This window comes from Chitinophaga qingshengii (genome assembly GCF_014529935.1).
In the GTDB taxonomy this organism is placed as follows: Bacteria; Bacteroidota; Bacteroidia; order Chitinophagales; family Chitinophagaceae; genus Chitinophaga; species Chitinophaga qingshengii.
The window spans coordinates 3,085,521-3,099,220 of sequence record NZ_JACVFC010000001.1; the positions used below are offsets into that span (position 1 = coordinate 3,085,521).

General features: G+C 46.9%; 7 protein-coding genes. 3 read left to right on the forward strand and 4 right to left on the reverse strand.

What is annotated here, in order from left to right:
- The first annotated feature begins 37 nt into the window (after positions 1-37).
- Together ICL07_RS11935 and ICL07_RS11940 are read left to right on the forward strand one after the other, a co-directional pair.
- Entirely contained in the window at positions 38-775 is a 738-nt protein-coding gene (locus ICL07_RS11935; RefSeq protein ID WP_188088124.1) for a ThuA domain-containing protein, read from the forward strand.
- 6 nt (positions 776-781) lie between these two features.
- The gene (locus ICL07_RS11940) at positions 782-4,189 is read left to right on the forward strand and encodes a ThuA domain-containing protein (protein ID WP_188088125.1); all 3,408 of its coding nucleotides are present in this window, start codon (positions 782-784) and stop codon (positions 4,187-4,189) included.
- 64 nt (positions 4,190-4,253) lie between these two features.
- On the opposite strand, the gene ICL07_RS11945 is transcribed toward ICL07_RS11940, so the two are convergent.
- On the reverse strand, positions 4,254-4,763 hold the full coding sequence (locus tag ICL07_RS11945) for an energy transducer TonB (RefSeq protein WP_188088126.1): 510 nt from the start codon (positions 4,761-4,763) through the stop codon (positions 4,254-4,256).
- Between the two features lie 15 nt (positions 4,764-4,778).
- Positions 4,779-6,326 carry a hypothetical protein gene (locus ICL07_RS11950; protein WP_188088127.1) on the reverse strand — a complete coding sequence of 516 codons (1,548 nt, stop codon included), beginning with the start codon at positions 6,324-6,326 and terminating at the stop codon, positions 4,779-4,781.
- Between the two features lie 193 nt (positions 6,327-6,519).
- Between ICL07_RS11950 and ICL07_RS11955 the strand changes: the two genes are divergently transcribed.
- Positions 6,520-8,610, forward strand: coding sequence for an alginate lyase family protein (locus ICL07_RS11955; protein WP_188088128.1), 2,091 nt, complete (start codon positions 6,520-6,522; stop codon positions 8,608-8,610).
- 345 nt (positions 8,611-8,955) lie between these two features.
- Here ICL07_RS11955 and ICL07_RS11960 read toward each other — a convergent pair whose 3' ends face one another.
- Together ICL07_RS11960 and ICL07_RS11965 are read right to left on the reverse strand one after the other, a co-directional pair.
- Positions 8,956-11,298: a GH92 family glycosyl hydrolase gene (locus ICL07_RS11960; RefSeq protein ID WP_343071039.1), complete on the reverse strand. Its 2,343-nt coding sequence runs from the start codon at positions 11,296-11,298 to the stop codon at positions 8,956-8,958.
- Between the two features lie 41 nt (positions 11,299-11,339).
- Positions 11,340-13,631 carry a GH92 family glycosyl hydrolase gene (locus tag ICL07_RS11965; RefSeq protein ID WP_188088130.1) on the reverse strand — a complete coding sequence of 764 codons (2,292 nt, stop codon included), beginning with the start codon at positions 13,629-13,631 and terminating at the stop codon, positions 11,340-11,342.
- Positions 13,632-13,700 lie beyond the last annotated feature (69 nt).

Genomic DNA, 13,700 nt, shown 5'->3' on the forward strand with positions numbered 1-13,700 from the left:
CGTCTTTGTTGCTTTTTGGATGCTAATCACCACGAACATGAAGACAATTACCGTGTTTATTACACTGCTGCTGGCAGCCACCCTCTGTGCGCAGGCCGGCAAAAAACCGAAAGTCAAAAAAGTATTGGTCTTTTCCAAAACCAAAGGCTTCCGGCATGACTGTATTCCCGTTGCCAAAGCGGCTATCATGCAACTGGGCAAAGATAACGGCTTTGAAGTGGATACCACCGAAGATGCCAGCGCCTTTACCAGCGCTAACCTGAAAAAATACGCCGCCGTTATTTTCAGTTGCACTACCGGCGATGTGCTGGACAGCGCCCAACAGGTGGCCTTCCAGGGTTACATCCACAAAGGCGGTGGCTGGATGGGCATACACGCCGCCACCGATACGGAATACGACTGGCCATGGTACAACAAACTGGCCGGCGCCTGGTTTTTCAGTCATCCGAAACAACAACAAGCCACCCTTCGCATCACCGATCATAACCATCCCGCTACCCGTCATCTGCCGGATGAATGGGTCCGCAAAGATGAATGGTATAACTTCAAAGACCTGAACCCCGACGTGCATGTGCTCATCAAAATAGATGAATCCACCTATGAAGGCGGTAAGAACGGCGATAACCACCCTATGTGCTGGTATCATGACTTTGAAGGCGGCCGCGCTTTCTATACCGAAATGGGCCATACCAAAGAATCTTATCAGGACCCGGCATACCTGCAACACCTGCTGGGCGGGATTCAATATACTATGGGTATCAAAAATGCTAACTAAGACACAATGAAAAAAATCATTTCCCTCTTCCTGTTGCTGGCGCTGATTGTCACGGCAGGTTGTAACAAATCGCGCCCCGGACAACCCAAAGTGCTGGTATTTACCAAAACCACCGCCTTCCGTCACGCTTCCATTCCGGCCGGCATCGCCGCCATTCAGAAGCTGGGCCAGGAAAACGGCTTTGTAGTAGACACCACAGAAAACGCCGACCGCTTTAATGAAGACTCCCTGCAGCAATATGCTGCCGTGATCTTCCTGAACACTACCGGCGATGTGCTTTCCACCGCACAGGAAGCCGATTTTGAAAGATATATCCAGGCCGGCGGCGGTTATGTAGGCATACACGCCGCTACCGATACAGAATACGAATGGGGCTGGTACAACCACCTCGCCGGCGCCTATTTCCTGAGCCATCCTGCCGGTACACATAAAGCAACCGTGAACGTGGTGAATAAATCATTCCCCGCTACCGCCGGACTGCCCGACAAATTTGAGCACACCGACGAATGGTATAACTTCAAAAAAAGAGATACCACCACCACCGTGCTCATGAAAGTAGATGAAAAAACATATGAAGGTGGTACTATGAACAATGACCACCCGGTAAGCTGGTATCATGAATACGACGGCGGACGCGCCTTCTACACGGCGCTGGGGCATACCAACGAATGTTACACCGACAGCCTGTTCCTCAAACATGTACTGGGCGGTATCCAATACGCCATCGGTAAAAACCTGGTGCTGGATTATAGCAAAGCCACCACGCTACGCACGCCGGATGAAAACCGTTTCACCAAAAACGTACTTACCTCCGGTCAGTTTTTTGAACCTACCGAAATGACCATCCTGCCGACCCTCGATATCCTTGTGGCACAACGGCGCGGAGAACTGATGTTATACAAACAGGCGGATAAAACCCTTACCCAGGTTGGTTTTCTGAAGGTGTATCATAAAACGGACGTTCCTAATGTGAATGCAGAAGAAGGTTTCCTTGGCCTTGCTGCCGATCCGGATTATAAAGACAATCATTTTATCTATGTGATGTATTCTCCCATAGATACTTCTGTCAACCGCTTGTCCCGCTTTAAGTTTGAAAACAACCAGCTGGACATGTCTTCTGAAAAAGTGATCCTGCAGTTTTATTCCCAGCGCAACATCTGCTGCCATACCGGCGGCTCTATTGCCTTCGGACCGGATAAACTGTTGTATGTATCCACCGGTGACAACACTACTCCTTTTGATGAAGCAGGACAACCCTACGTGAGCAAAGGTTACGGTCCTACAGACGACCGCCCCGGCCACGAACAATACGATGGCCGCCGATCTTCCGCTAATACCAATGACCTGCGCGGTAAAATCCTGCGTATCAAAGTAGCCGCCGACGGCAGTTACAGCATCCCTGAAGGAAACCTTTTCCCGAAAGGCACCGCCAACACCCGCCCGGAAATATACGCCATGGGTACCCGCAACCCCTACCGTATCTCCATTGACAGGAAGACCGGTTTTCTCTATTGGGGTGAAGTTGGTCCGGATGCCAATGCCGATGATCCGAACCGTGGACCGCGTGGATACGATGAAGTAAACCAGGCTAAAAAGCCCGGTAACTATGGTTATCCCCTGTTCATCGCCGACAACAAACCGTACCACGCCTATAACTACGCCACAGGCGAAGCTGGTCCGGCCTATGACCCGAAAAAACCGATCAACAACTCCCGTAATAATACCGGTCTGAAAGAACTACCACCAGCAGTACCCGCCTTTATCTGGTACCCCTACGGCAAGTCCGATGAATTCCCCATCGTGGGCAGTGGTGGCCGTAATGCAGAAGCAGGCCCGGTTTACTACAGTGAATTTTATCCGAAAGAAACCCGTTTCCCGGATTATTACAATGGTAAACTATTCATCTACGACTGGATCCGTGGCTGGATCATGGCGGTTACCATGGATAAAAACGGAGATTTCTCCAAGATGGAACGTTTTATGCCCGGTACCAAACTCAATGCGCCTATTGACATGGAAATGGGTCCTGATGGCCGTTTGTACGTACTGGAATACGGTAATGGCTGGTTCAGCAAAAACCCGGATGCCGCACTCGCCCGTATCGATTACAACGGTGGCAACCGCGCACCCAAAGCTGAAATACACACCACCCAACTGACCGGCGCCCTGCCGTTTAAAGTGAAGCTCTCCGCTGAAGGCTCTGTAGATCCCGATGGCGACAAACTCACTTACCTCTGGTATTTCGGCAATGGTACCAAAAAAGAAACCACTGAACCTTCCGTGGAAGTAACTTACACTACCGCCGGCGAATACAACGCCTATGTAGAAGTACAGGATGGCAAAGGTGGCAGCACCAGGAGTAAAGAGATAGCGCTGTATGCAGGCAATGAAACGCCGCAGGTGACGATCGCGCTGCAAGGCAACCAGATGTTCTACTTCCCCGGCAAACAAGTTCGTTATACCGTTAACGTTAGCGACAAGGAAGATGGTAACAGCGCCGACGGCAAACTGGATGCCAGCAATATCTTCGTTAAGGCCGATTATATCCAGGGCAGCGATAAAGCCGCCTCTCCACAGGGTCACCAGATTATTACCGGCGCCATCGCAGGAAAAAATATCATGGAGGTATCCGACTGTAAGACCTGTCACAAACCCGATGAAAAATCCATCGGCCCATCTTTCAAACAGATCACGGAGAAATATAAAAACGATCCCGCAGCACCGGATGCCTTAGCTAAAAAGATCATCAACGGCGGCGGCGGCGTATGGGGCGAAACAGCCATGTCGGCCCACCCCGGCCTCTCCAACGGTGAAGCGCATCAACTGGTGGAATACATTTTCTCCCTGGGCGGCAACGCTCCTAAAGTAGCATCCCTGCCCGTTACCGGCAGCCTGAACCCCACCCTGGGCAACGAGCTGAAAGATAACGGCGTATTACTGCTGCTCGCCAGCTACACCGACAAAGGCGCCGCCGGCATTAAACCCATTACCGGCACCGCTGCCGTGCAACTGCTCAACCCTGCCTTACCGGCAGCCGGCTACAGCAAAGCGGATGGCGTTTCTACCTTTGAAGTAAACGGCATGAAACTGCTGATTCCCGCTACCGCTAATAGCTGGGTAGTATACAATGATCTCGATCTTACTACCGTCAATGGCATCGATGTTACCTACCTGGTACAAGACCCGCAACAACAGGGCTTTGTAGTAGAAGCATTCCTCGATAACGCCAACGGTACCCGTTTGGGTGAAACCACTATCGGTCCCGGCGCACAGGCGAAAGTGCCGAATAAAGCCGGTATCAGCTTTGCACCGGTTACGGATGGTAAAAAACATCATCTCTATTTCAAAATCAAACCTACTGATCCGGGTAAACAGGTGCCGCTGGGCATCGCTTCGTTTACACTACGGGGTTAGTATAAAACATAAAAGCCGGAGAAAATTTTCTCCGGCTTTTCTATGATTTTACAGTATTCGTGCATTAACTGCGAGGACGCAGGAAGACGAGCGGTGGAGGGTCCAGCACAACACTACCTTTTCTCCAGTTAGGTAAGGATGAGTAAGGATATTGTTTATAAAACGTCTCGTTTTCCCGTTCTATCTTTTGTCCATGATCACAATCCGTGCATTGGACATATATTACCCAAAAGAAAGGAGTGCTGATTACTGTCTTACCGTTCCGCATCTCTGGCTTCCATTGTCCTTTGCCAAGCGCCATAACTCGTCTGATTTCCTGTTCCAGCAATGAAGAAGTGCTTTCATGTATTTTTAAGCTATCAGGATCACCGTTCCTGTTAATCACGAAAGAAAATAACACGCGAACCGGCCGATCTGTGCTGTCCATCACCTCATGATAAAGCGATCGCATGTTAACATGTTTCGAGAAAAAAATCTTGGGAAGCTGACCATTATTCAATGATGCTTTACTGTCTTGTCCCAGGACTGATATAGCCGCACATATACAGTAAGCAATTATGACGAGTTTTTTCATATACCATATTATAATTTAGTGACAAGCAGTTCCCGTGGCACCTGCTAAGTTATATTTTTCCTGATTATTAACTCCCGCAATATTATCTTTTTGAGCTTGAGTTAAATTAGCATAAGAAGGAGTACCTTGAAGCCCACCCCAAGCGAGTGCAGTAGCTCTATCCAGCGTCATACCAGGATACATGCTTGTCAGTGCATTTGCTAATGTTCCAATATAAAGTTCCGCCATTAATTCATGGTGAACATCTGCTACCCCCATCGTCGTGAGAGCATCAGCCATTTGCAACATATCATTGGTATAACCTGGATTAACGTTTTTACGATAAAACATCATTGTGTTGATATATACATGTAGAAATTCATGCATCATCGTAACTACCTTATACTCCTGAGTAGACGTAGAAAGCATGGAGTTAATCTCAATAACTATTTCTGCTCCCGAGCCTGAATATGAATTATAACCAGTTTGACCATCTATATTTGCAGCAAGATTCTTCATTTCAAAAGATACATTCGATTCAAAACCGGGCAAATCAAACATTTCATTTAATAGTTGCGTAAATCCCTGCGTCTGTGGAATATTCTCCATTACATCTTTAGCAGCCTCAAAACAGGGTGGCAACGCAGGCTGCGGTTCCACAGGTCCACCAGGCCCCGGATCGATAGGCACGCAAAAAGCAGGATCACACATGCAATCGTATGGATTCAGATCACAGGGATTAGGATTATTGGGATCATCACAAAAAGTAGGATCACATTCGCATGTAAAAGGGTTAGTAGCGCACGGATCAGGTTCGCACCAGCTTGGATCACAGGCACACATATCAAAACATCCGCTTGAAGGATCACATATACTACATTCATACTCTGGTAAACACTCCCCATATGTTTGAAGGTTCATATTATTGGCGATTTCGCCCTTAAACCCTTGTTTCTTCGCTGGCACATCTACCGATAACTCATCCACTTTTACGGCACGGCTGGTAGAACCTGTTAACCATACCTGAACGAAACCCGCTTGAGGCGCCTTATCTTTTATCTCAATTGTCCGGCCTTTTCTAAATAATCCGGATGCAATATCTTTTGATTGAGATGCAATCAGATTCGTATCCCGGTCATAAAAGTAATACTGAACCCGGGTCTTTCCGGAATACCGCAGGTTCATTAAATCAGGTGCAGACAAGGCCAGCCCCATGCCCGCAGCAGGTAACAGTATACTATTTTTATGTTTTATTCCTTTTATACTATAAAGATTGGTATGTTGTCCCAATACGAAGGTAGTAGCACCCACACCTACCGCTTTTAAAAAGCCCGACCTTAATTTACGATTTCGGGGATAAGATAATGAACCACGAATCTCCACCTCATCGCCCTGCTCTAATGGTATTAAAGAAGACTTCATTAATAAGGGACCACGTTGTGTTTCAACAGCTACATCTGTTACAGGGAAAGCTATTTTTGTAGTACCGTGAGAACCGGATAACCTGGAAGATGTAATTGGATTATCCTGAGAGAATCCAGGTAAACAAAAAAACAAAAACGGAATCAGATATAAAAATTTCATGGAGGAATAGGGATGGGTATAGACAATCTGGATAACAGATAAATATAATATTTTTTCTCAAAAAACAATATTTTATACCTTACGGAAAAGAAAAAATTTCATGAAATCCCTCCAGTACCTATTGCTCATTTGTTGTATCTTTTTTTATGCGGAAACCTATGGGCAGTTGGACAACCCCGTCACCCCAAGGCTTATGATCACCGCCAATGATATGGCGGATATCCGGCAAGCTATCAAGGACAGCACCTGGAAATTATCAAGTTGGCAAATACTGAAAGATCAGGCCGATAAATTCCTGCATGAAAATGTTGAACTTCCTCCGCGGGGAGGTAACTGGGAGCAATATTATATATCTCCTAATGGTGAACATGAACTGAAAAGAGGGGACCAAACAGGAGACTGGCAATGGGAACATATTGATCCCGTTACGGGTATCAAATATAAGGGAGATACCTCCAGTTTGTCTACAGACCTGGATGGCGTGGTGATTGCATTGATTCACGACACCTGGTCCCTGGGTGTTTTACAACTTGGCCTGGCTTACCAAATCAGCAAAAACGAAAAGTACGCCACCAAAGCAAAAGAGATCTTATTGGCATATGCAAAATTATATCCGAAACTACCTATCAGAAGCCGTAGTAAGGATGGACAGGTAACGCTAAATGGCAAAGCCAAAATACATGTACAAAACCTTAATGAATCTATATGGCTGGTGAACATGGTGCAAGGCGCAGATTTAATATGGGAAAAACTGGATAAAAACGAACAGCAGAATATACTTAACAACATTTTTTATCCGGCGGTACAGATTATTCAGGATGCCCCCACAGAAGTATTCAATATTCAGTGCTGGAAAAATACCGCTATCGGATTGGTCGGCTTTCTCGCCAACGACACCTTACTCATTCATCAGGCTATTAACGACCCTGTCAGCGGCTATTTGACACAAGTAAAAAAAGGTATCACAAGAGAAGGCCTTTGGTTCGAAAGATCTGTAAGCTATCACTTTTATACCCTTACGGCCCTTTGTCAGCTTGCACAAGCTGCGCTAAACAACGGCTACCCCATCGATATCCGGCCATTATGGAAAATGTTTAACGGACCATTATATATCGCTACCAGTGGATTTGTATTACCAGCCTTCAATGACTCCAGAGCGCTTTCCCTCCATACGGTAGATTACCTCTATGAATGGGCTTATTCCCATTATGATGACAATAAATATGAACCAATACTTAGCAATCCTCAACGTGGTAAATTTACCAACGTAGGTCCCTTCTTTACAGGATGGGCCCTATTATATGGAAAGGTATCTTTACCCATAAAGACAGCCGATATATTACCCATCACCAGCAAAAACCTTCCGGAAACCGGTATTGGAATGCTATCGAAAGGTGGTGGCAAAAACAACCTTACACTTTACCTTAAGTACGATCCTTATGTGAATACACATACACACTATGATGAACTCAATTTTGGCATCTTCAAAGGTAGTGAACCTGTAGCCGTAATAGCCGGTGTAAAAAATTATGCATCCAGGCTCGGTTGGAATTGGTATAAAACAACCATCTCTCACAACAGCTTTTTGCTAAATGAAGTCATGCAGGAAAAATCAGAGGGCCAATGTCTGGCCTTCGGCCGGGAAAATCAGGTTGACTACATGATAACAAGAACTACCAACGCTTATGATTCCATTTGTTTTACCAGAACTGCTATGGTACTATCTACCGATCTGGCACTCATCATAGACCAATTCGAGACCTCTCGCGCTCCTCAACTACTTGATATCATGTACCATCAGGCAGGGAAATGGAAAGAAATACCAGTAAGCCAACCGATGAAATTACCTCGTATTAAAGGATACCAGGAAATCAGTCAAACAAACATTGCCAACGGTTTACAGACAACTAACCTATCTACGACCCTCTCCTCAGGCAGAGAAGTCATGGTTTCACTGGCAAGTAATGCGCCATTGGATATTATTACCGGATATGGAAAGGAAAGTACAACCGTCGAAAAAGTGCCTGTAGCCATATTCCGATCTAAAACCAACAGTATAATTGTCGCATGGTGTATAGCCACCAATGGTTCAAAGGTAAAACTCGATATCCAATCACTTAATAATCAGGCGGGAGAGGCCATTCCCTCATCGAAAGCCGCAGCGCTCAATATCGAGGGTGCGCAAAAAAACTGGCGCATTATGCTCAATCCAGACAAACTAAAGGCCCAACTTAACAATCAATTTTCAGATAAAGAAATCTCCATTGAGACAATAACAAAGTAAATTCCTGGTATAAAAAGAAGGGAACCTCCAAAGTTCCCTTCTTTTTTTATCGTGTCAATAACCGTTTTCCATTTACTCCTCACTACATATCTTGCACCCTATTACCAACTACCCTGTCTAAACGATGCGCCGCATATTGTTGCTGATAGCTATTATGTCAACTCTTACACGCTATGCATAGTACATCAGAGCCTTCGTCCGCCAGTAAGCCCTATAGCCCTTTCTCAGAAGAAGACACAGCAATGACAGTGAGCAAAAAATACGCTGGTTCCTCCAACAAGCATTACCATAAATAAAAAAGGCCCTGCAAGCAACGCAGGGCCTCACTTGTATGCATTCGAACGGTCACTTTTTCGGTTTGGCTCCCATATAAAATACCAGATCCCCACCATCCATTATCTCCTGGTGAGTGATATACAGCCGGTCCAGCGGCTTGCCATTTAGTACCACTTTCTGTACGTACACATTTTTATCGCCCTGGTTTTTTACGTCGATGACAAATGTTCTGCCGTTCTCCAGCTGCAAGGTGGCTTTGTCAACGGCAGGGCTTCCCAGGGAGTACTGGTCTGAGCCCGGACATACGGGGTAAAAGCCGAGTGAGCTGAAAATGTACCAGGCGCTCATCTGGCCGCAGTCGTCGTTACCGCCCAGGCCATCAGGGCCGGGATGGTACATTTTTTTGAGGATCATGCGTATCCGTTCCTGAGTTTTCCACGGATAGCCGGTCCAGTTATACAGGTATGCCACATGGTGAGAAGGCTCATTGCCATGTACATAGTTGCCGATAATACCATCGCGGGTGATGTCTTCCGTTTCCGCGAAGTATTTGTCCGGCAGGTCCATCGTGAACAGCGAATCAAGGTGTTGCGTAAACTGTTTTTTGCCGCCCATCATGGCGATCATATCGTCCGGGTTATGCGGCACATAAAGACTGTAATTCCAGGCGTTGCCTTCAATGAAGCCCTGGTCATGGGTTTGCAGTGGGTCAAAAGCTGCTTTAAATGTACCGTCGTTCAGGCGTGGCCGCATGAAGCCGGATGTTTTATCGTATACATTTTTATAGTTGGAAGCACGTTTGATGAACTCATTATAAATGTCCGTTTTACCCAGCTTTTTAGCTACCTGTGCAATACACCAGTCGTCGTAGGCATATTCCAGTGTTTTGGAAACGGAGGAGCCGTTTTTATCTTCCGGTACATATCCCATGTCCATGTAGTACCCCAGCCCGTCGTAGTTACGATGCCTGGCGGTGGTTACGCAGGCTTCCAGGGCTTTTTCCGCATCGAAGGGAGCGTTGCCTTTCATGATGGCGTCCGCAATTACGGATACGCTGTGATAACCGATCATACACCAGTTTTCATTGGCATAGTGCGACCATACCGGCAACATGCGCTGCACACTTTGTTCGTAGTGATGCAACATGGATTGTACCATATCGGCATTACGTTTAGGCTGTATCATGTTAAAAAGCGGATGTAATGCGCGGTAGGTGTCCCACAGGGAAAAAGTAGTATAGTTCGTATATCCGTTGGCGGTATAATTGTTCTGATCCAGTCCACGGTACTGTCCATCTACATCCATATAGGTAGTGGGATTGATAAATGCGTGGTACATAGCGGTGTAGAAGTTTTCCTTCTCTTCGCGGCTATTGGAGCGGATCTGTATTTTGTTGAGTTCCTTTGCCCACAGTGCCTGGCCTTCGCGTTTTACCTGGTCGAAATCCCAACCGGGTATTTCTGTTTCCAGGTTTTTAAGGGCGCCGGTTGTGCTGACCGGAGAGATAGCAAATTTTATTTTAATTTTTTCCCCGGCGGTGGTATTAAAATCGAAATAGGCCCGTATCTGGCGGCCGGCCATTTCCGGGAAATTTTTTGTTTGATCGAACTTACGGTAAAAACCTTTGTATACATCATTGGCGTAGTTACGGTGACCGTATTCCTTAAACGGTTTAGAAAACACCATAGCGAAATAGACGGTCCGCGTACGCGCCCAGCCGCTGGTTTGGCGGTATCCGGTGATGAGGGTATCGTTTTCTACCCGTACAAAAGTCCACACGTTTTTATTAGGATAGTTATAAATACCGGACATCAGGTCCAGGATAATATGCGACTGATCGGAAGCGGGGAAAGTATATTGGTGAAAACCCACGCGATTGCTCGCTGTAAGCTCGGCGAGGATATTATCATCTTCCAGCTTCACTTTATAATACGCAGGCTCCGCTACTTCCGTGCTATGCGAAAACCGGCTGCGGTAGCCGCTTTCCGGACGATCTGCCGTACCGGGGTTCAACTGCAACGCACCGGTAGTAGGCATAATCAGAAAATCTCCCAGATCGGAGTGACCGGTGCCGCTGAAATGTGTATGACTAAACCCAACAATGGTTTTGTCTTCGTATTGATACCCTGCGCAGTATTTATATACATCCGGGTTGTATTTGCCGTTCATCTCGTAAGAGAGCGTGTCTGTTTCAGGGCTGAGTTGCACCGCGCCGAAAGGCACGGTAGCACCGGGATAGGTATGTCCCATCCGTTGTGTACCGGTAATAGGTTTCACGTAGGAAAGCACATTCTCTTGTGCCCGGAGGGTACCACAGATACAGCAAAGTATCGATAAGAAAATAAACCTGTTGGTCATCGGTATCAGTTTAAACGTTGTCTGGAAAATGTTTACATCCCGAAGATTCGGGATGAATTATTTACAGTGAACAATGAAATTCTTCTATGTCATAATTATTTATTGGCAGTGGAATAAGAGTAAGGGTAGGCAGCAGGCTGCGTACCTCTTGTTTTCTCCGGTGTAGCGCCCATTTTGAAAACCAGTTTACCACCTTTTTGCAGGTCCTGGTGGCTGATCCAGTTTTTCGTATAGGGCTGACCGTTGAGAGATGCCTGTTGTACGTACAGGTTTTGGGCACTGTTACCGGGAGCTTCGATCACCATCTTTTTACCATCTTCCAATGTCATGGTGAGTTTGGCAAACAGGGGAGTACCTAATACATACTGCTGGGTACCGGGGCATACCGGGTAGAATCCCATTGCTGAGAACACGTACCAGGCGGAGGTTTGACCGTTATCTTCATCGCCGCAGTAACCATCAGGCGTAGCTTTATACAGCCGCTCCATTACCTGGCGTATCCAGTACTGGGTTTTCCAGGGCTGGCCGGCGTAGTTATAGAGGTAAATCATATGCTGGATAGGCTGGTTACCGTGTGCATACTGTCCCATGTTCATGATCTGCATTTCGCGGATTTCATGGATAACAGTGCCGTAATAGCTTTCATCATATACCGGTGGCATTTTGAAAACGGAATCCAGCATGTTGGCAAAAGCCGCACGGCCCCCCATCAGGTCTGCCAGTCCTTGTACATCGTGGAATACAGACCAGGTGTAGTGCCAGCTGTTACCTTCTGTAAAGGCATCTCCCCATTTGAAAGGATTGAACGGCGTTTGGAAACGGCCATCTTTATTTTTACCACGCATCAGTTTTGTTTCCGGATCAAAGAGATTCCGGTAGTTCTGGGAGCGTTTGGCAAAACGGGCGATTTCTTCTTTAGGTCTGTTCAGCGCTTTGGCCAACTCGTAAATGGTGAAGTCGTCGTAGGCGTATTCCAGTGTACGGGCAGCGTTTTCATTCACTTCTACATCGTAGGGCACATAACCCAGTTCATTGTAGTATTTCACGCCTTTGCGGCCTACAGAAGAAAGCGGGCCTTCGTGTTCGGTGTTTTTCAGAATCGCTTCATACAGGGTGTTGATATCATAACCACGGATACCTTTGAGGTAAGCGTCGGCAATGAGTGAGGCGGAGTTGGAGCCGATCATACAATCACGGTGACCGGGACTGGCCCATTCAGGCAGCCAGCCGCTTTCTTTGTAAGCGTTGGCCAGGCCTTCCATGATATGTGCGCTCAGGGAAGGATACATCAGGGTGAAGAACGGATGTACCGCACGGAAAGTGTCCCAGAAGCCGTTATCGGTGAACATGTAGCCGGGCAGCACTTGTCCGTTGAACGGGCTATAATGCACCACTTCATTTTTAGCATTGATTTCATAGAATTTGCGGGGGAACAGCATGGTCCGGTACAGGGAAGAATAGAAAGTGCTTACCTGTTCGGAAGTACCGCCTTCCACCGAGAGGCGGCCCAGTTCTTTGTTCCAGCTGTCTTTCGCTTTTTGACGGGTAATGTCAAAGCCATCTTTACCTACTTCACGTTGCAGGTTCAGTTCTGCCTGTTCAAAGCCGATGAAGGAAGAAGCCGTTCTGGCCACTACCTGTTCGCCTTTTTTTGTTTTGAAGCCTACTACGGCGCCGGCATGGTCTGCCTGGAGTTCCAGCTGATCCTTCAGCAGGGTGGAGTCGCGCCAGGCTTTAGCCACCGTAAATGGTTTATCAAAATAAATAACAAAATAGTTTTTGAAATTGGCTGGTACACCACCGCTGTTTTTGGTAGTATAACCAATGATCTTTTGTTCTTTAGGTATTATTTTGATGTAGGACCCCTTATCAAAAGCGTCTACAACCACAAAAGCACTGTCGCTCGCCGGGAAGGTAAAACGCAGCTGGGCGGCGCGTTCAGTGGGAGTGATCTCTGTCGTTACGTCCGGATCTGCGAGGTATACGCTGTAGTAATAGGGTTTAGCCACTTCCGTTTTATGGGAGAACCAGCTGGCCCTTTTATGTTGATCGAAATTCACACTGCTGCTCACCGGCATGATGGCAAACTGGCCATAGTCGTTGATCCAGGGAGAAGGCTGGTGTGTTTGTTTGAAACCCCTGATTTTATCGGCGGTATATTGATAGGCCCATCCATCACCCATCCTACCGGTTTGCGGCATCCAAAAGTTCATCCCCCAGGGCAGGGCGATAGCAGGATAGGTGTTACCGTTCGAGAGACTTACTTTAGAATCGGTACCCATCAGGGTATTGACCCATTCCACCGGTTCTGCCACTTTGTATACTGTCTGGCTTTGAGCGCCATGCAGGCATAATAAGGCAGCTGCCAGCATTCCAACTTTTTTCATGTTAGCGTTGTTTCTTGGTAAGTCAATACCTGTGGGCCAAAGCATAGGGAAAGTTATCAGGCAACACTG